24 protein-coding genes and 1 tRNA gene are annotated in these 25,571 nt (G+C 55.6%); 8 read left to right on the forward strand and 17 right to left on the reverse strand.

Annotated features, from left to right (window positions below):
• Positions 1–97: 97 nt before the first annotated feature.
• A complete protein-coding gene (locus tag ACP90_RS14825) occupies positions 98–733 on the forward strand; it encodes a MarC family protein (RefSeq protein ID WP_022998662.1) in 636 nt (211 codons plus the stop codon).
• Positions 734–745: 12 nt separating this feature from the next.
• On the opposite strand, the gene ACP90_RS14830 is transcribed toward ACP90_RS14825, so the two are convergent.
• Both ACP90_RS14830 and ACP90_RS14835 read right to left on the reverse strand, forming a co-directional pair.
• Complete coding sequence (locus ACP90_RS14830) at positions 746–1,123, reverse strand: hypothetical protein (RefSeq protein ID WP_062491652.1); 378 nt, start codon at positions 1,121–1,123, stop codon at positions 746–748.
• 128 nt (positions 1,124–1,251) lie between these two features.
• Positions 1,252–1,656 carry a helix-turn-helix domain-containing protein gene (locus ACP90_RS14835; protein ID WP_022998664.1) on the reverse strand — a complete coding sequence of 135 codons (405 nt, stop codon included), beginning with the start codon at positions 1,654–1,656 and terminating at the stop codon, positions 1,252–1,254.
• Between the two features lie 106 nt (positions 1,657–1,762).
• Between ACP90_RS14835 and ACP90_RS14840 the strand changes: the two genes are divergently transcribed.
• Both ACP90_RS14840 and ACP90_RS14845 read left to right on the forward strand, forming a co-directional pair.
• Entirely contained in the window at positions 1,763–2,776 is a 1,014-nt protein-coding gene (locus tag ACP90_RS14840) for a zinc-binding alcohol dehydrogenase family protein (RefSeq protein ID WP_022998665.1), read from the forward strand.
• Positions 2,777–2,863: 87 nt separating this feature from the next.
• A complete protein-coding gene (locus tag ACP90_RS14845; protein ID WP_022998666.1) occupies positions 2,864–3,199 on the forward strand; it encodes a TraR/DksA C4-type zinc finger protein in 336 nt (111 codons plus the stop codon).
• 23 nt (positions 3,200–3,222) lie between these two features.
• Here the strand turns inward: ACP90_RS14845 and ACP90_RS14850 are convergent, their stop codons facing one another.
• The 3 genes from ACP90_RS14850 to guaA all read right to left on the reverse strand — a co-directional run bounded on the left by ACP90_RS14850 (position 3,223) and on the right by guaA (position 6,446).
• A complete protein-coding gene (locus tag ACP90_RS14850) occupies positions 3,223–3,744 on the reverse strand; it encodes a hypothetical protein (RefSeq protein WP_062488773.1) in 522 nt (173 codons plus the stop codon).
• A 114-nt stretch (positions 3,745–3,858) separates the two neighbouring features.
• Positions 3,859–4,581, reverse strand: coding sequence for a class I SAM-dependent methyltransferase (locus tag ACP90_RS14855; protein ID WP_145915777.1), 723 nt, complete (start codon positions 4,579–4,581; stop codon positions 3,859–3,861).
• 293 nt (positions 4,582–4,874) lie between these two features.
• Positions 4,875–6,446, reverse strand: a complete 1,572-nt coding sequence (gene guaA, locus ACP90_RS14860) for a glutamine-hydrolyzing GMP synthase (RefSeq protein WP_062488775.1) — start codon at positions 6,444–6,446, stop codon at positions 4,875–4,877.
• A gap of 267 nt (positions 6,447–6,713) precedes the next feature.
• Here guaA and ACP90_RS14865 point away from each other — a divergent pair, with 267 nt between their 5' ends.
• Positions 6,714–7,913, forward strand: a complete 1,200-nt coding sequence (locus tag ACP90_RS14865) for a tetratricopeptide repeat protein (protein ID WP_062488776.1) — start codon at positions 6,714–6,716, stop codon at positions 7,911–7,913.
• Between the two features lie 19 nt (positions 7,914–7,932).
• On the opposite strand, the gene ACP90_RS14870 is transcribed toward ACP90_RS14865, so the two are convergent.
• From ACP90_RS14870 to ACP90_RS28645, 4 genes are all read right to left on the reverse strand, one after another.
• Complete coding sequence (locus tag ACP90_RS14870) at positions 7,933–9,225, reverse strand: RsmB/NOP family class I SAM-dependent RNA methyltransferase (RefSeq protein ID WP_062488777.1); 1,293 nt, start codon at positions 9,223–9,225, stop codon at positions 7,933–7,935.
• A 50-nt stretch (positions 9,226–9,275) separates the two neighbouring features.
• Positions 9,276–10,778: an IMP dehydrogenase gene (gene guaB, locus ACP90_RS14875; RefSeq protein WP_022998672.1), complete on the reverse strand. Its 1,503-nt coding sequence runs from the start codon at positions 10,776–10,778 to the stop codon at positions 9,276–9,278.
• A gap of 204 nt (positions 10,779–10,982) precedes the next feature.
• A complete protein-coding gene (locus ACP90_RS14880; RefSeq protein ID WP_022998673.1) occupies positions 10,983–11,690 on the reverse strand; it encodes an RlmE family RNA methyltransferase in 708 nt (235 codons plus the stop codon).
• Positions 11,687–13,345, reverse strand: coding sequence for a Ppx/GppA phosphatase family protein (locus ACP90_RS28645; RefSeq protein ID WP_286145765.1), 1,659 nt, complete (start codon positions 13,343–13,345; stop codon positions 11,687–11,689). Before ACP90_RS28645 ends, ACP90_RS14880 begins: the two co-directional genes overlap by 4 nt.
• Positions 13,346–13,688: 343 nt before the next feature.
• On the opposite strand from ACP90_RS28645, the gene ACP90_RS14890 reads away from it, so the two are divergent.
• A tRNA-Gln gene (locus ACP90_RS14890) sits at positions 13,689–13,762 on the forward strand.
• Between the two features lie 76 nt (positions 13,763–13,838).
• Here the strand turns inward: ACP90_RS14890 and ACP90_RS14895 are convergent.
• The 5 genes from ACP90_RS14895 to ACP90_RS14915 form a co-directional block, all read right to left on the reverse strand.
• A complete protein-coding gene (locus ACP90_RS14895; protein ID WP_062488779.1) occupies positions 13,839–15,080 on the reverse strand; it encodes a hypothetical protein in 1,242 nt (413 codons plus the stop codon).
• 6 nt (positions 15,081–15,086) lie between these two features.
• The gene (locus tag ACP90_RS14900; protein WP_062491654.1) at positions 15,087–15,812 is read right to left on the reverse strand and encodes a TfuA-like protein; all 726 of its coding nucleotides are present in this window, start codon (positions 15,810–15,812) and stop codon (positions 15,087–15,089) included.
• The gene (locus tag ACP90_RS14905) at positions 15,809–16,978 is read right to left on the reverse strand and encodes a YcaO-like family protein (protein WP_158514180.1); all 1,170 of its coding nucleotides are present in this window, start codon (positions 16,976–16,978) and stop codon (positions 15,809–15,811) included. The genes ACP90_RS14900 and ACP90_RS14905 overlap by 4 nt, the downstream gene beginning before the upstream one ends.
• A gap of 52 nt (positions 16,979–17,030) precedes the next feature.
• Positions 17,031–17,393 (reverse strand): hypothetical protein, encoded by a 363-nt coding sequence (locus ACP90_RS14910; RefSeq protein ID WP_201030400.1) that lies wholly within the window; start codon positions 17,391–17,393, stop codon positions 17,031–17,033.
• 85 nt (positions 17,394–17,478) lie between these two features.
• The gene (locus ACP90_RS14915) at positions 17,479–19,305 is read right to left on the reverse strand and encodes an SARP family transcriptional regulator (protein WP_145915778.1); all 1,827 of its coding nucleotides are present in this window, start codon (positions 19,303–19,305) and stop codon (positions 17,479–17,481) included.
• Positions 19,306–19,587: 282 nt separating this feature from the next.
• On the opposite strand from ACP90_RS14915, the gene ACP90_RS14920 reads away from it, so the two are divergent.
• On the forward strand, positions 19,588–20,088 hold the full coding sequence (locus tag ACP90_RS14920) for a hypothetical protein (RefSeq protein ID WP_062488783.1): 501 nt from the start codon (positions 19,588–19,590) through the stop codon (positions 20,086–20,088).
• A 216-nt stretch (positions 20,089–20,304) separates the two neighbouring features.
• Here the strand turns inward: ACP90_RS14920 and ACP90_RS14925 are convergent, their stop codons facing one another.
• The 3 genes from ACP90_RS14925 to doeA are packed head-to-tail and all read right to left on the reverse strand — an operon-like array spanning position 20,305 to position 23,397.
• Positions 20,305–21,033, reverse strand: a complete 729-nt coding sequence (locus tag ACP90_RS14925) for a GntR family transcriptional regulator (protein ID WP_062488784.1) — start codon at positions 21,031–21,033, stop codon at positions 20,305–20,307.
• Positions 21,030–22,205: an acetylornithine deacetylase gene (argE, locus tag ACP90_RS14930; protein ID WP_082809746.1), complete on the reverse strand. Its 1,176-nt coding sequence runs from the start codon at positions 22,203–22,205 to the stop codon at positions 21,030–21,032. The genes ACP90_RS14925 and argE overlap by 4 nt, the downstream gene beginning before the upstream one ends.
• A 7-nt stretch (positions 22,206–22,212) precedes the next feature.
• On the reverse strand, positions 22,213–23,397 hold the full coding sequence (doeA, locus tag ACP90_RS14935) for an ectoine hydrolase DoeA (protein WP_062488785.1): 1,185 nt from the start codon (positions 23,395–23,397) through the stop codon (positions 22,213–22,215).
• A 175-nt stretch (positions 23,398–23,572) separates the two neighbouring features.
• On the opposite strand from doeA, the gene eutB reads away from it, so the two are divergent.
• Together eutB and ACP90_RS14945 are read left to right on the forward strand one after the other, a co-directional pair.
• Positions 23,573–24,580, forward strand: a complete 1,008-nt coding sequence (gene eutB / locus ACP90_RS14940; RefSeq protein ID WP_055654207.1) for a hydroxyectoine utilization dehydratase EutB — start codon at positions 23,573–23,575, stop codon at positions 24,578–24,580.
• Positions 24,570–25,565, forward strand: coding sequence for a cyclodeaminase (locus ACP90_RS14945; RefSeq protein ID WP_062488786.1), 996 nt, complete (start codon positions 24,570–24,572; stop codon positions 25,563–25,565). The genes eutB and ACP90_RS14945 overlap by 11 nt, the downstream gene beginning before the upstream one ends.
• Positions 25,566–25,571 lie beyond the last annotated feature (6 nt).

Genomic DNA, 25,571 nt, shown 5'->3' on the forward strand with positions numbered 1-25,571 from the left:
GGGGGCAAAAATCATTTGGCTTGAGAACATGCCACCACATCGCAAAGCTCTATAGTAAGGCGACAAAAGCGCCTTAAAAACCGGTCCGGGAATCGCCATGCTCGACTACTACATCAACGCCTTCGCGACCCTATTTGTCACCATTGATCCGGTCGGCCTGGCCCCGATGTTTCTTGCAATCACGGCTGGAATGAGCAAGCACGACAGGCGCAAGGTCGCCATTCGGGCAACCATTACGGCGGCGGCCATACTCCTTGTTTTTTATGCGTCCGGACAGACGGTGCTGAATGTACTCGGCATCTCCGTGTCCGCTTTCAGGGTCGCCGGAGGCATCCTGTTGTTCCTGATCGCGATCGAGATGATTTTCGGCAAGCGCCAGGCGCGTAAAACCGAAACCGCCGAAAAGGCGATGGAATCGGAAGCGCATCATGGAACGATCAATGAACTCGCCATCTTTCCTTTGGCGATACCGCTTATTTCGGGACCCGCGGCAATCTCCGCGATCATCCTGTTGTCCAGTCAGGCTCCGGATACCCTCGCCTATGCAGGCCTCGGCGGCGTCATCGCGATCATCCTGCTGAGTTGCATGGGTGCCTTTCTCTTGGCTGACAAGATTGAACGGCTCCTGGGAGAAACCGCACAGCTGGTTATCACCCGACTTCTCGGCGTGCTGTTGGCAGCTCTATCCGTACAATTCGTTGCGGACGGCATTTTGGCCTTTATCCGCACCTGACTGAGGCAATGCTTATCGGTCCAGGTTCAACTTGTACTCTTGTGGCGAAACACCGTGCACCGTGTCTCGTGCCCGGATGATGACCTGTGACACGCCCTCTGGGATCGTGATGCCCGATTGGGATCGCGTGAAGGATTGCTCGTCGACATGGGGGTGAAGGAGCACTCTCTCGCCTAACAATTCTCCGTCTGGCGTAAAGATCTGCCAAAGGTCGGCGTAGTGATCCCAACCCGTATCGTCATGCCTGAGAGTTACTGCGAAGGTCCACGTGCCTGCAGATCCGGTTGCTGTTGCCGAGACAATCTCGACCTCACCTGCCCGTGCTGAGAACGCTCCGAACACCGAGGACAAGAGCAACACCGCAAGCGCTGTCGAACATCTTAGGTTCATGACGCATTTCTCCCTTGGATTTCGCGGGAGCATCCTCGCAACGGGCCGCGGATTGACAAAGTCACGAATGCGTCAGGAGGCTCGATGGTTTGCGAGCGACAAACGAAACTCATCTGCCTGGAAAAACGTCAGCCTGCCTGCTGAAGGTGGCTGTCCCGTTTAAACCCTTTTGGCCAGAGCGTCTTGTTTTCGTTCCCCCAGCGTGCAAGGGCCTTCACCACCGGCTCCAGCGACACGCCAAGGTCGGTCAGTTGATATTCAACCTTCGGCGGAACAACAGGATAGACGGTCCTCACGATCAACCCGTCAGCTTCCATACTACGGAGTTGAGCGGTCAAGATCCGTTGTGTGATGTCCGGAAGCGCTTTCTGGAACTCGTTGAAGCGCATCACTTCTTTTTCCATCAACAGGAACAGAATGACGCCTTTCCACTTGCCGTCGATCAAACTGAGCGCTGCTTCGACAGCACAGCCCGGATGGCAGCCATAAACGTCCTTGACCAGTTTGGGTCCTGATTTCCTAACGGTATCCATTTTGTGCCTAAGGTTCTTTTTTGTCAGTTACGGCTAGAATTGTGCATTCTTGCGCCAAACAATTTTATGATCAATTTGATTGGTACGCAAATCAGGAGAACACAGTATGCGTGCCATCGGATTTTTTGAACCACTTCCTATTGATGACCCGAAGTCGTTGACTGATCTCGACCTACCAAGGCCGGTGCCTTCCGGAAAGGATCTTCTCGTTGAGGTCAAGGCTGTTGCGGTCAACCCAGTCGACACCAAGGTGCGGCAATCCCGAACTTCGCAAAACGGCGCGCCAGTCGTCCTTGGATACGACGCGGCCGGGATCGTCGCCGAAGTGGGTCCTGACGTTACCAGCTACAAGGTGGGCGATGAGGTCTATTATGCCGGCGACATCACCAGGGACGGAACCAACTCGGAGTACCATCTCATTGATGAACGCATTGTGGGCCGCAAACCCACGAGCCTGAGTTTTGCCGAGGCAGCAGCCATGCCCTTGACGGCGATCACCGCCTGGGAAGCCCTGTTCGACCGGCTGAAGGTGAATGACCCGGTTCCAGCTGGTTCGAACACTCTCCTGATCATTGGCGGTTCGGGAGGCGTCGGTTCCATTGCGGTTCAACTTGCCCGCCAATTGACGAACATGACGATTATCGCAACTGCTTCAAGACCGGAGAGCCGTTCCTGGGTGAGTGAGCTTGGTGCGCATCATGTTCTCGATCATTCAAAACCGATGGCGCCTCAGATCGAAGCCCTGGGACTGGAAGCCCCCGGCTATGTTTTCTCGACAACGCACACAGAGCAACACGTGAACGATATTGCAGAATTGATCGCGCCACAGGGCCGTTTTCTGCTCATCGACGATCCCGACAACGTCAGCATTGGGCCCTTCAAACTGAAGGCGATATCGATCCACTGGGAGATGATGTTTACCCGTTCCATGTACCAGACGACCGATATGGATGAGCAACGCAAGCTGTTGAACAACGTCGCTGACCTTGTTGATGCAGGCAAGCTCAAGACCACGTTGACGGAAGTGATTGAACCCATCAATGCAAGTAATCTGCGCGTCGCGCATCAGAAGATTGAAAGCAATAAAACCATTGGGAAGATCGTTCTTGCCGGGTTTTAGTATCAAGTGATGCCGTTTAACAGGTGACACTTACCTCCTCTTGCACATTCAGGCTGCCATCTTCATGCTTTCGCTGGAGGCTTGGAGATGGCGGAACACAACGTTGAAGACATTCGGATCAAGCTCTTGTCGCTCAAGTCCGAACTTGAAACATTGAGCGAATTGTCCGGGGAAGCCCGTGCCACGGTGGAGCTAGATCAACAATCAGTCGGTCGATTGTCGCGTATGGACGCGCTTCAAGGACAAGCGATGGCACAGGCAGCCGAACGGCAGCGCCGGGCGACAATCCAGAAAATCGACGCGGCCTTATCAAGGTTGGAAGCTGGCGAATACGGTGACTGCGTGGAGTGCGGTGAAGAGATTTCCGTGAAACGGCTACAGGTGGACCCGGCCGCAGCATTCTGTATCAAATGCGCAAGATAAGGGCACACATTTCGCTCTCAGGTCTATCGCTCGAAATGTCGACGCAAGCCTGTCAGGAAATCCGACACTTTTCGTGAAATCTCAATCAGCGGGAACGCCTTCAGCCGAGATTCCGTCCAGTCTGACTGCGGAGCAAGCTGCATCTGCAGTTCGACTATTGCTTGTCGTTCCCCGATACCAAGCGGAAGTTTTTCAGCCGCTGCCAGGAGCAGCAGTTTCTCATGAATTTGCCGTAGGATGGAAAGCGCCTCACCCATCCGTTCCGTAAGTCCGGGATCTTCCCGCCATGTGTGCCCGTGAAACACTTCCTGCGTCACACGTTGTCCTGCACCGTGACAATCATAGGTAATGCATCCACTGAATCCGAGACGCGACCTGTCATCGAAGATGGCACAACGTCCGCAGCTATCCAGGTTCGGGCAAACCTCGCCTGCTGCCTTGTCGATACCAAAGGACTCGGATTGGTCAAATGCAAAGACAACACAGCAAAGGGCTGCACAAGAAGCACAGTCTGGTGTCAGGTCCGGATGCCGTGGTGTATTCATTCACGCTCAAATCTCAACAAGGCGCTGAGCCACCAATTTCGAGAGCTCGTATCGTGATCTTTCGAAAGCCTGTCGGGTATTCAAATCTTTTAAGTTGAGCAATCCAGTCTCTTTTCAAGAAGAGACTCCTTCCCCGTCAACTCTGACAGCCATGAAGGACTTGGTCAAAAACAGGAATTTTTCCTGCTTGACGAGCGCATCATCGAAAAGCGCCTTGAACATGGACTTGCTCAGCAGGCGCGCACTTTCGACGATTTCGACGGCCTCATCGGTATTGGCCCCTTTTGCCCAATGCCCCAGGGAAAAGTGAGCAACAAGCCAGACCCTTAAAGGCTTCGGCAGCCAATGGAAAAAGAGCGTCATGCAATGCGGCTCAATGGGAAACCAGAAATTTGGTGTCTGGACAAAATAACCGCCGTGGAAATCCCGGATATTTGACGCAAACCGCTTCATTTGCGCCCAGTCACCAACATGCTCGATTACGGAGTTTGAATGGATCAGGTCATAGTCCTGAGGGTCCAGGTAACTCCAGATGTCTTCTGTGGCATTACCTGTCAAAAAATCAAATCTCCCGTCTGCCTCAAAGGCTTGAGATCCCGGGAGATTTAAAAGGGTAATTTGTACGTTGTTGCGATCCAGAAAATCTTTGTCGATGATGTTCCAATATTGAACAGTCCCGCCAATATCTAGTATTTTTACACGGCCCTTCTCAGAAAATTTACTCTCTATCAATTCACAAAAATACTTAATTCTCTTTTTTCTAGCTGCTTTGCCGAGACTGAAGCCGTCATTTTCATATCCAGAAATAATTTTAGTTAATTTACTCACTTCAATCATTCCCATCTTTATTCGGCGAAGCAACTGACAGAGCAACAGTTTGAGGACTGTTTATATGAGCGCCTGCAAATATACAGTTAATCGAAGCAAGTTGCAGTTCGCTCACAGCATCGAGGCGCTATAAACAAAAGCAAATGCACGAGCACAAACATGGACCTTTCGCCAATGCATGCAGGCTCGACAATCGTTCGTGCAATCACATTCCTGCGTTCGCAGAGTTACCCGCGATATTTCGGTCCGCACACGTCAAGACCCGCCAAGCGACGTCGGGTCCAAGTGATCCAAAGCCTTGCTTATTCCCACTCAATAGTGCCGGGTGGTTTTGACGTAATGTCATAGGTTACGCGGTTGATGCCCTGTACCTCATTAATGATACGGGTTGCCGTCTCACCCAGGAAATCATGCGTGAAGGGGAAATAGTCGGCGGTCATGCCGTCGACTGACGTCACGGCTCTCAACGCGCAGGCGTAGTCATATGTGCGGCCATCGCCCATGACACCGACCGTTCGCACTGGAAGGATGGCAACGAAAGCCTGCCAGATATCGTCATAGAGACCGTGCTTACGGATCTGGTCGATATAAACCGCATCAGCCTTTCGAAGAATTTCAAGTTTCTCGCGGGTGATTTCACCTGGACAACGAATGGCAAGTCCAGGTCCCGGGAAGGGGTGGCGGCCGATGAACTTCTCGGGAAGGCCGAGTTCACGGCCAAGCGCCCTCACCTCGTCCTTGAAGAGCTCACGCAGCGGCTCGACCAGCTTCAGTCCCATCTTTTCCGGCAACCCGCCGACATTATGATGCGACTTGATGGTGACCGACGGACCTCCGGAGAAGCTGACGCTCTCAATCACGTCCGGATAGAGCGTACCTTGAGCGAGAAACTCAGCGCCCTCAATCTCATTCGCATGTTTCTGGAAAACGTCGATGAACAGTTTTCCGATGATCTTGCGTTTGGTTTCCGGGTCGGAAACACCGTCCAGCTCTCCCAGGAACAGTTCGCTCTCATCCGCATGGATCAAGGGAATGTTGTAGTTATCCCTGAACATGGACACCACTTCTTCCGCCTCGTTCAGGCGCAACAAGCCGTGGTCCACGAAGACACATGTGAGCTGATCCCCGATCGCCTCATGGATCAATACAGCAGCAACGGAGCTGTCGACACCACCGGAGAGACCACAAATGACCCTCTTGTCACCGACCTGCTCGCGGATGCGCGCAATGGCGTCGTCCTTGTAGGCTCCCATGGTCCAGTCACCGGTGAAGCCGGCAAGTCGGACGAAATTCTCATAAAGCTTCTTGCCGTTCGGCGTGTGGTGCACTTCCGGGTGAAACTGTACGGCGTAGAAGTTTCTCTCCTTGTCCGCGGTAATCGCGTAGGGAGCGTTTGGCGATGTGCCGAAGACCTCAAAGCCTGGTGCGATCCGGCTGACATGGTCGCCATGGCTCATCCAGACCTGTTCTTTCCCGTCGGCAAACCATCCATCCAGGATCGACAGTTTGTTCTCGACTGGTGTCACGAATGCTCTGCCAAACTCGGCCGTGCCGCCACCGCCGGAAATCTTGCCACCGTCAACCTGTCCGCCCAGCTGTTGCATCATCACCTGTTGGCCGTAACAGATCCCCAGGATCGGAACGCCCATTGTGTAGACACTTTCCGGCGGACGCGGTGAACCGGCTCGTGTAACCGAATCCGGGCCGCCTGAGAAAATTACCGCCTTGGGCGAAAACTCGCTCAAAAAGGCGTCGGTAACGTTCTGATATGGGTGGATTTCGCAGTAGACATTTAACTCGCGCAGGCGCCGCGCGATGAGCTGCGTGACCTGGGAGCCGAAGTCGATGATAAGAAGGCGCTGATGCTGGGTCATGGCCAGCTTCTAACCGGTCTTTTGAGTAAAATGAACCCGAATTTCACAGCCGATGCTGTCCCGCACAAGATTTTGCCGATAACTCCTGTTCCGCGGCTTTCTTGTGTCGTAACTTTGGCGGGCAAATGTTTCCGGCGGACAAGCTGTGTACGGCTGAAATTCGCTTTTGACCGGCGCGCGCCTGCTCCTTAGGTTAACCATAAGCCCCCGTGCTTCGTCTCCGGTGAGACAAGCTGCTGGCAGGTGCTTTTAGGAAAACCGACCCAGATGACCGCAGCTGCCCGTAAAGCGTTTGAAGAAGCCGTAGCCCTTGAAAATGCGGGCAATCTTGACAGGGCGCTGGTGTCTTATCTGAAAGCCCAGGAACTGTCGCCGGACGACACGGAAATTGCCTACAGGACGGCGTCCGCGTTGCTCCAGACCGGGTATCTGGACGAGGCGCAATCGCAGTTACGCCGCATCGTGTTTGCCGAACCAGACCACCTGAATGCTCGCGCGAGCCTCGGTAACTGTCAGTTGCTGCTCGGTGACATGGCAAACGCCCGGCAAAATTTTGCTGATGTGCTCTCTCAAGCACCGGACAATCGAAACGCGCTCTATGGTCTTGCCAGTGTTTTGCTGAAAGAAGACAAACCCGAAGAAGCTTCCGTTCCGGCCCGACGCCTGGTCGAGCTACTGCCGGATACGCCAGCTGTCTTGTCTCTTTTCGCAGACACACAGGCACGTGTTGATCAAAAGGCAGCAGCGATCGCGGCTTATCGGAAAGCGCTGAAGGCCGATCCGGACTACGGTCCTGCGCTCATTGGCCTGTCGCAGACATTGCTGCTGCGTAAACGCTTTGACGAAGTGATCGAACTGACGATCCGGGCAAGTGAGCGAGCGCCGGCAGACCCGCTCCCTCTGGACCTGTTGGCCGATGCACTTGCCGGGAAAGGCGCCCTGGAAGATGCTCGTGAAGCCGCGCTTGCCGCGTTGAAGCTATCTCCGAGATCAATACAGACCCACGTTCGGCTCAGCAGTATTGCGCGTAAGTTTGGTGATCATGGCGCAGCTCTGAAACACGCCCTGGCCGCGCACGATCTCGACAAATCAGCAAAAGAACCTCTGAATGCACTTGGAGCCGCCCTCGCCGCACTCAAGTATTCCAACCAGGCCAGATCCGTCCTGACGGCCATGTCTCGAGGCGACGGTCTGGAGCCGGCCATTCGAGAACTCGTCGAAGGCCTGGTTGTCGCCGAAAGGAAATCACCGGAAGCAGGCCCAGCGAGCTCCCCTGCGACTTCAGCAACGGAAGCACCTTCGTCAGATAATCCCGACGATGCTGCAAAAATCGCTCAAGAAGAAGAAACCAAACAGGTAATTCAACACCAGGAAAGCCTGGAGCCCGTGACTTCAAAGAAGTTACTCGCAACTGACGGCGATCAATTGCCGAACGTTCTCGGGCTGCGCCGTCAGGACAGATCCTGACGGCAAATACTGTCTGAACTCACTGCACGCGCCGGAACAGGGCAATGAAGAAACCGTCCGTCTGGGTAGACCCGGGCGTCAGCAGAATGTCGCCACGGTCGGAAACGTATTTCGGGAGCCGTGCATCCGGCAGAGTTGTTTTCCAGATATCCAGCGCGGAAACAGACTGGAACGACGGATTTTGCTCCAGGAACCAGTCCGCCTGGGCCTGGTTTTCCTCACGCAGGACGGAACAGGTCGCGTAGGCAAGACGTCCCCCCGGCTTGACGTATCTGCTCGCGCTTTCCAGTACACGGCGCTGGTCTTCGATACGATCCTGCAAGGCCTTTTCCGCCAGCTTCCACTTGGAGTCCGGCCGGCGACGCCATACGCCGGTCCCCGTGCAAGGGGCGTCGATGAAAACCAGGTCCATCTGATCGACAAGATCGTCGAGGCTTGAGGTTGCAGGATCTTTCACCTGAATGTTTCGAACACCGGCCCGCTGCAGTCTTTCGTGGATCGGAGCAAGCCTGAGCCGGTCCGCGTCATAGGCATATAGCTGCCCCTTGTTCTGCATGGTGGCAGCCAGAGCCAGTGTCTTGCCACCACCGCCAGCGCAAAAGTCCAAAACCTGATCACCAGGTTTGGCTTGCGCAAGATGAGCCGCCAGTTGGCTGGCCTCGTCCTGCAATTCAAACCAACCCTTTCGATAGCCTTCCTCAGCCTGAACATGCGGCATGCGGCCAAGATCAGGCTTGGCCTCGATGCGCGCACCAACTGGTGACAGCGGTGTTGCCTTTGCCCCGGTATGAGCCAGCCGCTTGAGAACCTTGTCCCGGTCAGATTTGAGCGTATTGGTTCTCATGTCGACCGGGGCGCGTGTTGCCAGCGCCTGGCCTTCTTCAATGGTGTTTTCGCCGAAGACGGTCTCAAAATGCGGCCAAAGCCATTCTGGAATATCTGCCTGTTCAAAAGGCGCCGGCGTGCTGTCAGGCTCCTGCGAGAGGCAAGCGATTTCATCAGCCGACAATGCAGCCGGAGCATGATGATCCTGCTCAAGAATGTCGCTTAACGCCTGCAGGCCTTTGCCCCAACCCAGGCAATAGGTCGCTAGAACGACGGCTCTTGCCGAACCGTCTTTCATTCTTGCACCAAGCGAAGCCTTGTTCCGAAGTGCGTCAAACACAAGATTGCCGATGACCGTCCGGTCACCGGAACCTGCAAACCGGTGTGCGGAACCCCAGTCTTTCAGGGCAAGCTGCACAGGCCTGTGCCGCGTTTCCACTTCAGTCAGGACTTCAATTGCCGCCGCCAGGCGTCCGCCATCTTTCATGCTGTTCCTTTGCGGGGCGCCTATAGCAAAGCGCCCCGGTACCGAGTGGTTTAAACGTTGGACGGGTAATTTGGGCTTTCTCGTGTAATCGTCACATCATGGGCATGGCTTTCCCGCAAGCCTGCACCAGAGATCCGTACAAAACGCGCCTTTTCCTGAAAATCAGGAATGTTGCGGCCGCCAACATAGCCCATTGCAGCCCTCAAGCCACCTGCCAGTTGATGCAGAACGCTGCCAAGCGCACCTTTGTAAGGCACCTGACCTTCGATGCCTTCCGGTACAAGCTTGAGACTGTCGCGTACTTCCGCCTGGAAATAGCGATCGGCCGAGCCACGTGCCATGGCGCCGACGGACCCCATGCCCCGATAGGATTTGTAGGATCGTCCCTGGTGCAAATAGACCTCGCCCGGGCTTTCTTCAGTGCCTGCCAGAAGAGAGCCGACCATGACGGACGCCGCGCCGGCGGCAATCGCCTTGGCCAAGTCGCCGGAAAATTTGATGCCGCCATCGGCGACCACAGGTACGCCCTGCTTGTCGGCTTCGTTCACTGAATCCATGATGGCCGTTAGCTGCGGAACGCCAACGCCAGCGACAATTCGGGTGGTGCAAATGGAACCCGGGCCAATGCCGACTTTTACCGCATCTGCACCGGCATCAATCAAAGCCTTGGTTGCGTCACTGGTTGCCACGTTGCCTGCAAGTACCTGCACGGAATTGGAAAGGCTTTTTACCCGGCCGACCATGTCGAGAACCTTCTGGGAATGGCCATGGGCCGTGTCGACCACAAGAAGGTCCACACCTGCGTCGATCAGACGTTCTGCGCGGGCAAACCCTTCTTCCCCGACGCTGGTTGCCGCTGCAACGCGTAACCGGCCCTGATCGTCCTTGGACGCATTCGGATTGAGCTGCGCCTTTTCCATGTCCTTGACGGTGATGAGACCGATGCAGTTCCGGTTGTCATCCACGACCAGAAGCTTTTCGATGCGGTTCTGATGAAGTAGCCGCTTGGCGTCATCCTGGCTGACGTTCTCGTTGACAGTGACGAGATCGTCCTTCGTCATCAGTTCATGGATCTTCTGGTCGGGATTGGACGCGAACCGCACGTCCCTGTTTGTCAGGATGCCAACCAGCTTGCCAGTGGTCTGACCGCCTGCTCCGCCGTTTTGAACGACCGGAACGCCGGAAATGCCATACCGTTTCATCAGGTCAAGAGCGTCCTGCAGGGTCGCGTCCGGCCCGATGACCAGCGGATTGACCACCATCCCGGATTCGAACTTCTTGACCATCCGGACCTCTTCGGCCTGCTGGTCGAGAGAAAGGTTGCGGTGAATGACGCCAATGCCACCTGCCTGAGCCATGGCGATTGCCAGACGGCCTTCGGTAACTGTGTCCATTGCCGACGAGATTATCGGAATATTGAGTTCAAGTTCCCGTGTGACCCGGGTGCGCAGGTCAACTTCACCCGGCATGACTTCCGAGTGGCCAGGGATCAGCAAGACATCGTCAAACGTCAGGGCTTGCTGTCCAGTGGTAGGGACATAGAAGGATGCCATTGCCAATTCCCCTTTGTAAAAAAATAGCTGAGACGCACGCTTTGATCAAAAGCCTGCATCTTTCGAGTCGCTTCGGCTGTGCCGGAGAAGTTGGCGCGGGTCAATAACACGCAGGTGACAGAAAGAAAAGGGGGTGACGCCCGCTATGGGGCGTTCCCCCTGTATCTCTAGGCAAACCGGCTTCCCGGTCGAGTTGAATACTGTTCAGTCCGGATCAAGATCACTTCCGCGAAAGCCCTTCGCGATCACATAAAGTTCCGGGCTTTCCTTGCGACTAGCCGGCGGTTTTAGATGGGCGACCGATTTGAATTCGCGTTTCAGGTCGTTAAGCAGTGCATTTTCCGTCCCGCCCCGAAAAACCTTCGCCAGGAACGAGCCTCCCGGAACGAGGTTGCGTCTCGCGAAATCGATTGCGATCTCGAAAAGATGCGTCGTGCGCAAATGGTCGGTCTGCTTGTGGCCGGTGGTCGGCGCGGCCATGTCGGACAGAACGACATCGGGCTTGTGGCCACCGAGCGCTTCCAGCAAGGCGGCTGGAGCATCGTCGTCCAGAAAATCCTTTTGCAGGAACGTCGTTCCTCGCACGTGGTCCATTTCCAGATAGTCGATCCCGACCACCTTGGGCGCTTCCACGGAAGACTGCACCCTTTCCACCGCAACCTGACACCAGCCACCCGGTGCGCAACCAAGATCGACCACCCGGTAACCGGGTTTCAGCAATTTGTGCTTGTCGTCGATCTCTATCAGCTTGTAGGCAGCTCGCGACCTGTAACCGTCCATCTTCGCGCGGCGCACGTAAGGATCGTTCAATTGCCTCTGCAGCCAACGCGTGGAGGATTCGCGCCGACCAGCGGACGTCTTCACCTTGACGTGGAGACCTCGGTCGCCTGTTCCCTTTTTGCCCTGACTCATGTTCTGTTCCCTTGGCGCCCGCGATTATGCCGAGAGCCGTTTTTGCGGTGCGACCAGACACCATCGGCCGCCATCAATTCTGTAAGAATGCCTTCGCGAAGTCCTCTGTCCGCGACGCGCAGACGTGAGCAACTCCAGCGGCGGCGGATAGCTTCCAGGATGGCACAACCTGCCAGAACAAGATCAGCCCTATCCGCACCAATGCATGGATTATCCACGCGTGCCTCATAAGGCATGTCGCGCAGCTGATCAATCATTCTGGAGACGTCCCCATCTTCCAGCCAGGTACCGTCGACCCTGCGCCTGTCATAACGTTTCAGGCCCAGATGGACACCGGCCAGTGTGGTGACCGTACCAGATGTTCCGAGCATATGGACCCTGCCCGACGCGATAGCTTCGGTCAGGTTATTAGCAAGATTGAACGCTGCCAGATGTTCGGCGGCATCTTCAATCATGGCTTCGAAGATATCCGGTGTCACGTGAACACCGCCGTGCCGCTCTGCAAGGTTGACGACGCCGACCGGCAACGAGATCCAAGACCGGATGAAGCGGGTCAATGCATAGCCCCGCGCGCCACAACGGTTGCGCAGGTCCAACCAGACGATCTCCGAGGACCCTCCGCCGATATCGAACAGAATCACGCCATCGGCGTCGTGATCCACAAGCGAAGCGCATCCGGCGACTGCCAGGCGGGCCTCTGTCTCGCGGTTCACGACCTCGAGCGCCAAACCTGTCTCCGCCTTCACCCTTTCGATGAAGTCAGCACCATTTTCGGCTGCCCGGCAGGCCTCTGTCGCGATAAGCCTTGAGCGAGCAACCCCTCTGTCGGCAAGTTTCCGATGGCATTGGGCAAGAGCATCGATTGCCCGCTCCATGGCCGCATCGCTCAACATTCTGTTCGAGCCGACACCTTCTCCGAGGCGCACTATTCGGGAATAGGCGTCGACTACACGAAATCCGCGATCTTCAGGTCTGGCAATCAAAAGACGGCAATTGTTGGTCCCAAGATCAAGCGCGGCATAAAGCGGTGAGTTGTTCCTGTCCGCAGACCGATCATATGGTGCAGGATTACGAGAACCGTCGACCTGTCCCTTCCGGCTTGCTGACGGGCGATTTTCACCATCCCGACGCACGCGCAATTCATGATTACGGTGGGAGGCTGCATCAGTACTCTTTTCGAGTGTCTTTGGGCTGACAACGATGTCGTCGTCGTTTGTCCTTGCAACAGGTGCTGATTCTGCTCCGTTGGCGGACTGTTTGCGCCGTCGGCCGCGTCTACGGGCTGCCTTCTTTCCCTTCAGGCTCGTCGTGGTGTCAAGTTGTCGTTCCGCACCATCCTGGTTCAGTCCGCCTGCCTGGACGTTTTGCACGCCCTCACCAACGGCTGCCCGCCCGCGCTTCCGTTTTTTGCGACGTTTCTGGGAAGTGGACGCACCCTCACCCTTTCGCGCAGGCTGTTCCTGCGCGGCGAGTGCTTGATCGACGGGTCCGGTCACAGCACTGGACGGAATTCGCCCGTCCGTTTCAGGCACTCCGTTGACGACACTGTTTGCCTGTGTCGCAGAGTTGCCTTTGGGGCGCTTGCCAGACTTGCGCTTTCGGCGTCGTCTGGATGTTCCCCCGGGCTCCCTGGGAGCCCCGCTGGTTCCGGACACATCAGGGGTACGACGCCCTTTCTCGGGCGGTTCCTGACCTGATTGAGTCACGTTTTTGCCTTTCAGATCTCCAGTGCTGCCGCCGTTTTTCAAGGGGCGCTGCTGGGGACTGCGTCTTTCGTTGACAAAACTGTAACAGGTTGCCCCTCGCTGGAAAAGCTTTCCTTGAAACGAATGCATACAGTCTTTCGCGAGACTTTCCACAGGCATGCAATTTCACAAAAAAGTCGTCGACGGGTCTTGCAATCGTGAATGTGATGGATGTATATGCGGCACACCAATCGAGAGCGACCAATCATTTCGCCCTGTACCGACGATTGGCAGCTCGCGTTATGAGCATTGTTGGGGAATAGGTTAACGGTAGACCCACGGACTCTGACTCCGTTAGTCCTGGTTCGAATCCAGGTTCCCCAGCCAACCTCTTCTTCTGAAAGAACTAGCCTGATGCTGAAGACGCACCTGTCCGTGTCAGTTTACATCTAGTTCCGTTCGATCAAATTGCTTGCCGTCTGATTACCTTGCTGGCACAGCGCAGTGCGCCATTTGCATGGGCAAGGCTTTCCCAGCCAAAGGCCTGCTTGGGGTCGAAGCCGAGATCCTTCCAGATCCTGGCGTTCTCCGCATCGAATTCCGTGAATCTGCTGTCTTCGCCGAAGCATGGCAACCACATGATTGGTTTGCCATTTCCCTCTCGTACCGCATTTTCCAGAAGAACGTTGTTGTAGAGTCGCGGCCTGACTGCGTTCTTTACGTCGACCCCAAAGGGAACTGGATTGCGGATGATTTCGAAACCCTGGTCCCTCAACCAATGTTCCGACGCATCGAGAAGTCTCTTTTCCCGTTTTGCCTTGCTGATGGCTTCTGCGGCCACGGCCACCGGGTCTGCCAGCAATAACAAGTGCTTGCCGTTGTGGCGCAAACCTGTTGGAGAAACATATCTGTCGACATGGCTTTCGCACCGCTCAATGCTCGTAACCAGATCCGGCCGCAAATGGGAAAATGGAAGGTCCCCGAGCAGATCATTCGCTGTTTGCCAGTCCAGGTCTCCCTCAAGGTTAGAATCTGCAGTGTTCTTGGCGGCCCTGATTTCTTGAGCATCGACGGTGGGCTTTTCGAACAAGTCTTGTCTTCGGTATCCCCAATAGCAGACAGGTCTGTTATCGAGTTCACCGATGCGCCGATCAGCGGCAAGCAAAGTGCTGTCACCGCCATACTTGTTGGAGGCTGATCTCAGCCGGCTTGTGTGACCGATGAGACGAAAGCCCTCACCAACGATCTGGTCTCCACCGGGCAAAAAGAGTGGCTGATCGTGGCAGGCGACAGAGAGGTGTTCGGCCAATAACCCCGGCAAGATGCCCCTGGGCCAGTCGCATGCTGGAGCGGCAATCCGCAGGTCGTTGCCTCGCATTTGTACCAGGATGGAATCCTGTGCCCAAATATCTGCACTTTCAAGCGGCCTAGCGCCTGCCAGGACCATGTCATACCGACACTCGGTCTGTGTTTCGATCCAGCTTCTTGCAGCCGCCTCGTTAAATGAATCTGCAAATACCAGGATTGAAACGCTCGAAGGCATGGCCTTGAGCAGATTTCCGATCGCGGCGAGTATCTTTTCGGCGTGAGGATTGCCGGGATCAAAGACCTTTTGAGGTAGTGAGATCGCTATCGCTTCAATCAGACCGCCACAATCCGGCACGATTGACCATGTGGTTCTGGCTTTTACAATCTCCATTTTCATTAGCTGTCACCTGCCGAGAACTTCTTTTTCAAGTGACTTGAGAAAAAGGGTGTTCTGTATTTTCCAACTGTCCTGACCATCATGCGTCTCAATCTCGATGTTCTCTTTCAGATTGGTCAGGAGCTTTTGAGCGTCTTGCCGTTTCAAGCTCTGCTCGAACTCGGGCAGGCACTTCAGAAAGTGAGCGCTTTCAGCTTCGGAAAGTCCTGTTTCGCTCAGCACGCGCACCCAGGTTCGCGTGGAAAAATGCAGACCGGTTGCAGCTTTCAGCAATGCATCATGTGCGCTCTCGGCAATGAACGCGCCTTTCAAAGCTGCAGACAGCGTCGCCTCCGCATCCACCAGCGCCAGTGTCAGCGGGCAATAGCCCAGTTCTGCCGGAGCGTGCGAAACAGCAACATCCGCATCCGATTGACGACTTCCCGCTTGATAGTCTGTAAAAATTGCCCCGACACCAACCATCCCGAATGAGAAGCACTCTGCAGCCCGTAATGCACCCATGCTGGCCGCGCCGTACACCCTGCACCCCTCCTGTAGGGCGAACAGGATTTCCTTGTGCCAGACAGAAGGGGTGGAGTTGAAGTAACCATCAATCAATCCGATCACGCGGCGCCCCTGCCCCACGGCTCGCAGAATGTCTCCGCGTGCCGCAGGTGGGAATACGTCCAGGCCGTCAAAAAGATCGCCGGCCAAGCCGTGAACGCTCGGTCCTGCAAAAACGACGGGTTTCAACATGCAGTGCTCAGCACTTCCGTCGTCAGCAGTATCGAGTTCATGGACATTTCGGAGAAGCTGCCGGAATGCGCGTCAAGGCCTGTGACGATCGTTCTCACCACGTGAACGTCCGGGACCGGCGATTTGAGCGGAAACATGTAGGCATCTTCAATGCCAGCCGCACGCATCAGCTTCAGGACATCCTGCCACCCCATGGACGACTGCCTTGCAGGGCGGAACTCAGCCTCAAGTTTGGCAAGAGGAATGAGTGGTGGCTGTTTCCTGGCTACGCCATCCTTGGACTGCTGAAAACGATCCATCGCAAGGTCGTCGCGCGCACCGGCGATGTCCGTCAGACGTGACTGCACCGCTTCCAGCAGGGCTGCGAGTATCGCCTCGGCAACGTTCGTCCGGCAGGCAATTCCGGCAGGAGCACGCGAAATGACACCGGCTGGCCCATTCACCTGCCGCGAGATGACAGCGGCAATGACCGGAAGTTTCACGCGTCCTGGAAGGGCGTAGATGTGAAGATCAAGCCCGGCTTTTGAGACCTTCTCCAGAATGGCGTCTAGATCGGCGTTCGCGCCCTTGTAGTCGGTGACCTCCCGGATATTGTTGACGAACAAACCGAAAGTATCGACCACGCTGGACGCGTCATGTTCCACGAGTTCGAGCAGGGCGTGTTCGATGGCCTTGTCGATCGAGAAATGCGCCGCCAACCCCTGGGATGTCATTCGGAAGGCATGACGGTCCCAAGGCATGTCGCTACGCATGTCCATCCCGACCAATTCGTAGGGCGCGAAGCGTTGCTCGCCGGAAATCAGGGACGTTCCGGGAACCCAGGCGCGCTGGCGGGTCGGATCGAGCTGATGCGGGTTGACCCTTGCTAGATCAAAGAACGGAATGACGCTCCTTTGCTGGCGCGCCATGTCTTCGATCGTCGCGAACTCCGTGACGTGCTGTCGCGGTTGTTCGGCGACAGCACATTCCACGGCTTCCATGATCGCTGAAATCTTCGCCTGATCGTCGGTCACACCTTTTCCCTGGGAAACGGAAAGAGACCTGGAATTCGGCCTGGTTGCGAACCAGACCGGGATCCCGATCGTGTCCAGCCCGGTGATCTCACCCAATCTGGTAATGCCGAAGCTGCGCAGGAATTGCGGAGAGAAAGGATCGGATTGCACAGCGAATACCTCCTGTAGCGGTGCGATTTTGCCAGTCAGGCCGCCTTCCGGATCAATCGTCCGAAAGCACGGCATCCTGAAGCGTGTCGGGATTTCCGGAATCAGAACCAGAGCCGGTCTTGGAAACCGGATCCTGGATCGGCGCCCAGCTCAGCCTGTTGAGATCCCAATCGCTGTCATCGACATCAGTGAGGAAGGCAAAATCGACATCCGAGATCGTGCTGCCCTGTTTGATTGCCTGGTAGATACCTTCCGACTCGACCTGGCTGAGGCTTGTTTCCGGATTGCCGTCACTTTCGGCGAACAGGACGCGGGCAGCAGCGGCGATGCGTGCATAGCCGTCGACACCGGCATTTTGCGCTTCATAAGCCAGAATTGTCTGGTGCGACACACGAGATACGCGCAGCGGATCCATCCGCAAAAATACAACTCCATGACCGCGTTTTCCGATCACGTAAAATGACGAATTAGGCATAATTTTCTCCTGTAAATGGGTTTACCTAGTCGAAGCCGGCGAGTTTCAGCCCTTCCAGAAAGATCTTGTTGTTCTCTGGATTCTTGTCTGGTTGGAAGCGAACGATTTCCTGTGCGGTCATCCCCGGATATACGTCCATGAGACGCCGCGCATATTGCCTTGCGCTCTCGATTTGCCCGTCGAGAGCGAGGCTTGCCGTCAGGACGCGCAATGCAGGTTCCTCGTCGTCCATCTGCTTGCACAGCCGGACGGCCTCTGCGTAGTCGGCCAGCTTGAAGGCGATGCTCGCACCCGCCCACCAGTAGATGTCCGGTGCAAGTGGATTGAGATCGATCGCGTGCTTGAAACGCTTCCAGGCGTCCTTGGGCTTGCCGAAATGCGCAAGCGCATCTGCGTGCTGTATGAGCAGATCCGAAGAGTTGGGGCTCAAGGTCTCGGCTTCCTGGAACTTGGCTTCCGAGGTCGTGTAATCACGTTGGTAAAGCGCGATGACCGCAGCCATCCAGTAGCCGATACCGGCCGTCGAATCGATCTCGATGGCTGCGTCCGCTTCCGCCTTGGCGCGGTGAAGAAGGTGCGGATCCGTCCCCCCGAGCAGCAACCATTCCAGTTGCATTGTCTGCGCTATGCGAGCGCGGGCGATGGACAGGTCCTTGTCGTACGTGAGACCTTGCCGGAATTCCTTTCTGGCCCGGCGGATCATGCTCAGATTACAGGTCTTGATGAGGTTCTGCCCCCGCAAGACGTGCAGATAGCTCTGGGCATTGATCGACCGACCGGAGTCGAGCATCTGTCGCTCGATCTGCTGGGCGAGATTGGCTGCCACGGTTTTTGCAAGAAGCCGGAAGGTATAGTGAAGGTCCTCCGGCTCCATCGAATACTCCGCAGACCAGATGATCTCCCCTGTGCCGTCATCGATAACGGTAAAGGAAATCTTTTGGCTGCCCGGGAGCAGAAAACTCTGCACGGAGTAGTTGGACCGAATTTTTTCCCAGTTGCTTAAATTGCCGCCGCGAAAGTCACGCATCGTACTGAACGGCGAGACCACGACAAATGTCTTGAATCTGGAGAAACTGTTCGCGACATCCTCGACGAATGCCTCGGCAAGCTGCGCATCCGGATGTTGATCGATGTGGCGGGGCGACGAAAAGGCAACGCGCGGAACCGGTGGTTTGGGAGGTGCCGGACGCTCCTCAACCGGTTTGACCCCCGTCGGTGCGACCCAGACTGTTCCTGAAGGCTTGCTGCTTGTATTGCCAGGCACACGAGGCAAGGCAGGATTGAGAACCGAATTCATCAACCGGTCGATACGATCGACGCCATCCTGATCGCCACACCTGCCATAAGCTTTTGAAATGATACGATAGCATTCGGGGCTGTCAGGTTCGAAAGCCAGAAGCCGATCAGCGATCTTGCCGATGTTGCCGCCACGATCCGCTCCGAAGCGTGTTGTTTCCTCAAGGGCTGCTGCTGCTCTGTTAAACAGTTTCTCCCTCAGGCTCGCGCGCTCGGTCAGCAGCCAAAGGTTCAGCTGTTCACCTTCGAACTCCATGCCATCGAGCAGTTCACCGGTGAACTGCTCTATCCCGGACATCATGCCTTCAAGGTCGGTAGCCTTGCAGGACTGGAGAAAAGCGGCCAGATCGGAACTTTGCGCCCCGGGCCCAAGACTGATTCTGGTCTGGGTCGTTTCAATGAGCGGTCCGGCTTCGGGCTGCCTGCTTTGAACCCTCACAAGCAGTTGCCTGAGGTTTGCCATGGCCCTGGTTTGAGCGACATCCTCCCAAAGCAGGGCAGCCGCCTTTTGACGCGCAAGCTCGTTGCCAGGAACAAGCAACAATACTGCAAGCAACGCGTATCCCTTGGCAGGAAAAGGGGTATTCCGCGAGTAATACACTGACGGAACGCCAAGTAGTCGAATATTAGTGCCTGAACTACTTTTATTCATCACGTTGCCCCCTGGTAATTTTTTCTAACACAGTTCCCCCCACAGAAGAACACCACTGCCGTGACGGAGTCACGCCTGTGTGACGGCGCTATTGGGAATGTAGCTTTGCCGAAGGGACGAAGAGTGATCACACTTCGCGGCCAATAGCAAAAAACTACGTATTATCAGATAGTAAGGAAACCATTCATGTCTGGTAAGATCTCCTTCAGGAGGACCTATGCGGGGTACGGAGACAATGTACGACCATTTGAAAGGGCTAATGACATAGGATCCGTTATTACGGAATTTCTTTGGTACGAAGGTTCTCCATTTTATCCTCTTGGCGATTTGATCTCCGCAAATATCAGTTCCGTCTGGCTTGGTGCGGGAGAGCCGACGAAAGACGACGAAGACAATCTGGATCTCGTTTTCAAAATGCCTGAAAGCGACGGGGGCAATTTTTTCGAAATCGTTCTCAGGTCCAGCGGTGGCACTTCTTATGGTGGCTGGGCCTGGGGTCAGGATCTGGAAGTAACCGACACAGTGGTTTCCGGTCACAGAGTGCTTGTCGCTCATGCAAACGAACTTAGTGTATTTCTCGAATATTCTCTCGAAAAAGGAAAATACGTTCAGCGAAACGTAGAATCCGATTGCAAGATCACGACTTCTACAGTCAGAAAACTGACGAAAATGGCAAAGAGACACTGATTTTTTTAGGAATAACTAGGCACACCGAGCGTATTTGAGGTGAAAACGCCGCTTTTGTTTGAGGCCATTGAAAGAATTAACCGTTCAAAGAAGTTCGTTCATCTTCTTTGAAAGCCCGGGCCGCTCCCGGAAGCAACTGATTGTATCCCACCACAATCGCTTCCGGGGGCGGTCTTATTCGTTCAACCAACCCCGGAAGTTCCAAGAAGCCCTTGGCTAACCGGCCATCCGGTCGGTGCTTTGTCGTGTAGCGGTTTTCAGTCGGTTGAACCCCATGGAGAGATGTGCTCGCCTAATCAAGGCTGCGGCCTGGAAGTCTCCAAGTCGCACAGCATTCGAAATTTCCGCGATTTCGCCACAGAAGATGGCGACCTCTGTTGGCAGGTCCTTCTCATCTATCAAAGTCAGCCAGATGCGACAGGTCTTGTAGAACAGCTTTTCAGAAACCTCGCGCAGCGGCATGTTCAGTGTGAGCTGCAAAAAGGCCTGAAAGAAATCGATATTGAGTCGGGCAAAAACCGCACGATCCGGCGTTGAGCTCAATCGCTCCGCCCGAATTTTGAGACTGTTGAATGTGGCTTCCAGTTCCGAGTCGAGAGACCGCGGGCCCAACCTGCCGGTCAATTCATTCAACTCAAGCCTGAGTTCATAGACCTGCGCCAGTTCTTCCAGATCCACTTCAGTCACAAGTGTGCCTACGCCTTGCTGCGACAACAGCAGCCCGTCTGCTTCGAGTATCTGCAGTGCCTTGCGCAATGGCGAGCGACTGACACCGAATTCCGATGCCAATGCCTCTTCACTCAGTTGCATTCCAGGAGGATAGACAAGCATGCAGATCCGGTCTCTCAGAACGGAATACATGATCTGAAACCGTTCCTGGGCGCTTGCGGCCTGGTTCAACAGGTCTGCAACGTCGGCCGTCGCTGTTATGTCCTGATCGGTCATGAGGCCTGTAACAAGGTCCTTTCCAGTCCCGTGAGCATGTCGAGACATTTTTCGAGCTGGTCAACGGCCAGATATTCATCAGGCTTGTGCGCCTGTGCGATGGAGCCCGGGCCACAAACCACAACGGAAAGCCCCAGGGCCTGAAACAACCCGGCCTCAGTGCCAAATGAAACGACATCACACAGGTTTGCGCCAGTGAGCGATGTAACGATGTCCCTTGCTTCGTTTTCCGGCATCACGGCCAGTCCGGCGACTTCTCCTATAATTTCGGTGACAATCTCAGCATCGGGATAGACGGACGTCATTTGAGGCAACAGCACGTCCTGGCAATAGGCTTCGAGGGCAGACTTTATCTCAATTGCGTCCTGCATCCGAACCGGGCGCATTTCCCACTCCACCGCGCAATGCCGAGCAATGACATTGCGTGCAGAGCCGCCGTCTATCCGGCCAACCTGAAGTGTGGTCCATGGCGGTGAGTAGCGCTCGCTGTCCGGACCTGACTTGTCCTTCATGGTTTCTGCCAGCTCCATCATCCTGGTGATGAATGCGGCGGCGACGTGGATAGCGTTGACACCCTTGTCCGGTTCGGAGGCATGCCCATCGGTGCCGTGGAACGCTGTCGTATATTCGTAACACCCCTTGTGCCCCTCAATGACCCGCATTTCCGTCGGCTCACCAATAATCGCTACGGAAGGACGAATATCACTGCGCTTCAGTTCCTCAACCAGATGCCTTGCGCCAAAGCAGCCGACTTCCTCATCATAGGTCAAGGCGACATGCAGCGGACGTTTCAGGTCGAGTAGCGCATAGTCCTGCGATTTCGCGAGGACCGCAGCGATATAGCCTTTCATGTCGCAACTGCCTCGCCCGTACAGCAAGCCGCGTTCTTCACGCATCTGATACGGGTTGCTGGTCCATTCCACGGGATCTGCCGGGACGACGTCCGTGTGCCCTGACAAGACAATTCCGCCGGAGACATTTGGGCCAATTGTTGCGAACAGGTTGGCTTTCTTGCCGGTCGCATCCTTGGATACCGTCACTTGAGCACCAGCTTCACGAAGCAGGGTCGCGGCAAAGCTGATCAATTCAAGATTGCTGTCTGCCGAAACCGTCGGAAAACCGATCAGGCGATCCAGTATGGAAATCGTCCGGGTCAACAAGTCCGAGCGCATATTCACCTCAGGACTTCACGAACAATCTGCGGGGCCTGTTGCACAGGCATTCTGCAGGCCCGTTTTCCTTGATGAGGATGCTCTCGGTGATTTCCAGTCCCCACCCATCCATCCAAAGCCCCGGCATGAAGTGAAAGGTCATGCCGGGCTTCAGAACGGTGTTGTCTTCTTCGCGAATGGAAATTGTGCGTTCGCCCCAATCAGGTGGATAGGAAATGCCGATCGGGTACCCTGCCCGCGCGCCACGCTCGATCCCCGCGGCCTCAAGAGGTTTCGCCAATGCACGTGCGATGTCACCCGCGGTATTGCCGGCCCTTGCGGTGTCCAGGCCGGCTTCGAGCCCCTCGACCAACGCCTTCTCGGCATCAAGCAGGTACTGTTCCGGCTTGCCAAGGAAAACGGTGCGGCACAACGGGGCATGATAGCGGCGAAAACAGCCGGAAAGTTCGAAAAATGTCGCCTCCCCTTCCTGCATGAAACGTCCGTCCCACGTCAGGTGCGGAGCGGACGCATCCGCGCCACTTGGAAGCAGCGGCACGATAGCCGGGTAGTCCCCCCAGGCGTCATCCAATCCTCGGATGGCGTCGGCGTAGATCTCTGCAACAAGGTCGGCCTTGCGCATACCCGGCACAACACGCTCCAAGACGCCGTCCATGATTTTCTCGGAAATCCTGGCTGCCTTGCGTATGAACACGAGTTCTTCGTCGGATTTGACCGCCCTCAACCAGTTGACCATGCTTGTGGCGTCGATGAATTCAGCGTTCGGCATCTCACTCTGCAGCGTCAGGAACGCCTTGGCCGAGAAGTAGTAGTTCTCAAGTTCAACGCCAATCTTCTTGTTCGCGCACCCCCTCAATTCCAGCAGCCTGGCAAGGTCCTGCATGGGGTGGCGTTCAGACGACTGAATGAAATGATCGGCGTAGGAAGCGACGCGTGCGTCGTCCATCCAGACAGTTCGACGGGCACCATTGGCATCTTGCCTGCGTCCCCACCAGATCGGTTCTTCGTCCAGAAAGACAACGACCCCCTGATGCACATAGAAAGACCATCCGTCATAGCCAGTGGTCCAGGCCATATTGGAAGGGTCCTCGAGAAACAGGACATCTATTCCCCGTTTGGACATGTCGGTACGGACAAGATCGAGACGGCGTTGATACTCGGCACTGCTGAAAGGAAGGTCGTGACCTGGCATGATTGGGCCTCGTCGTTTATTTGTACACAAATAAGAACTCAGCCATTTCAGAAATCAAGAAAATAAACACATTCAAACATCATCACTTGCACTTTATGGGTCATTTGTACACAAATGAGGATGTTCCCCCTTGCAGGATCTTCATGATGACCACGAGCGATACCGGAAACAGTCCATGCAACTGACGCTTACGGATATTTTCGAAGCGCGAAGAGCCATCGCCGGGCGAGTGGTCAGGACACCCCTCCTGCCCTCGCGATTCATGACAGAACAAACCGGACAGCCATTTTTCCTGAAGATGGAGACGATGCAGCCAACAGGCGCGTTCAAGTTGCGCGGTGCGACGAATGCGGCCCGCAATGCGCCCGAAGGCACCACGACGCTCACATGCTGTTCGACCGGAAATCATGGCCGCGGAGTTGCCTATGCGGCACGGGAACTTGGTTTGAACGCCGTGATCTGCATGTCATCCCTAGTTCCGCAGACCAAGCTGGATGGCATCAGAGCCCTTGGGTCTGAAACTCGCATCGTCGGCAACAGCCAGGACGATGCCCTTGCCGAGTGCCGTAAGCTGGGTCAGGCAACCGGCGTCTTTGAAATCTCACCGTTCGACGATCCATACGTGATTGCAGGCCAAGGCACCATCGGACTTGAGATTCTGGAAGATGTTCCAAACCTCGACACCCTTTTGGTCCCCCTGTCAGGAGGCGGGCTTGCCGCGGGTGTCGCGCTTGCCGCAAAATCCATTAACCCACAGGTCCGTGTTGTCGGACTGACCATGGACAGAGGCGCGGCGATGAAAACATCGATCGACGCCGGCCGGCCAGTGGAAGTGCCAGAGGTAGCAAGCCTCGCGGATTCGCTTGGAGGCGGCATAGGCCTCGACAACCGGCTTTCCTTCGCAATGTGCCGGGATCTTCTGGACGAGATCATTCTGGTAACTGAAGGCGAAATCTACCGGGCCATGCAGGCTCTTTACTACGAGGATAGTCATGTCGCGGAAGGCGCTTGCGTGGTTGGCATTGCAGCAATCCTGGCCGGAAAGCTGACCGCGCCAAAAGGTCCGGTCGCAACGATTATTACGGGTCGAAATGTCGACATGGTTCAATTCACAAAAGTCATGACCGGTCAGGACGTTATGCTTGGGGACTATCTGTTGGAGGGAAAACCTTATGGCGCATGAAATCAGGTTGGTGAACGAGGCCGATCTGCGCCGGGCTGTTCATCTTGATCTTGAAGTCATCGACTGCATTGAAAAAGCATTTGCAAAGTTGGCAACCGGAACAGTCGTTATGCCTCCCGTGTTGTCCATGGCCCTGCCGGAGGTGAATGCGGAAGTTGATGTGAAAACCGCCTACGTGCCAGGTCTCGACGGTTTCGCGATCAAGGTATCTCCTGGCTTTTTCAACAACCCTGCTCTCGGGCTTTCAAGTCTCAACGGGTTGATGGTGCTTTTTTCAGCGCAAACCGGTCTGGTTCAGGCTGTCTATCTGGACAATGGTTATCTGACCGACATCCGCACGGCTGCAGCCGGAGCGGTTGCGGCACGCCACCTTGCGCCTGCAGTCGTTTCAACGATCGGCATTTTGGGAACCGGCGTTCAGGCCAGGTTGCAGCTGATTGCGGCGGCAAAGGTACGGCCTGCGGAAAGGGCGCTGGTCTGGGGACGAGACCGTGACAAGGCCAGAGCCCTGGCCAAGGATATGTCTGCAGCGCTCGGGATAGACGTGGTCGCAACCGAGGAACGGCAGCAACTGGTAGCCGACAGCCAACTTGTCGTCACCACGACCCCTGCGAAGGAGGCTATCCTGGGCGCGGATTGTCTGCATCCCGGCTTGCATATCACTGCAATGGGATCTGATCAGGAGGACAAGAATGAACTTGCCCCGGAGATCCTGGCTAAGGCCGATGTCCTGGTCTGCGATCGGATAAGCCAATGCGAAAAACTCGGAGAGCTGCGTTCCGCCCTTGAGAACCGCACCTTGCAGGATGTGAGCCGTGTACGTGAACTCGGTGAGATTGTTTCAGGCAAGGCGCAAGGCAGGACTGGTGATGCCGATATCACCGTCTGCGATTTGACCGGCACCGGCGTTCAGGATACGGCCATTGCCACGCTTTCTCTTGGCAAGGTCAAGAAGGCAAATGCGGGCACGATGCTCGTTTCCTGAACCGGC

The organism is Labrenzia sp. CP4 (genome assembly GCF_001579905.1).
Taxonomy (GTDB): Bacteria; Pseudomonadota; Alphaproteobacteria; order Rhizobiales; family Stappiaceae; genus Roseibium; species Roseibium algicola.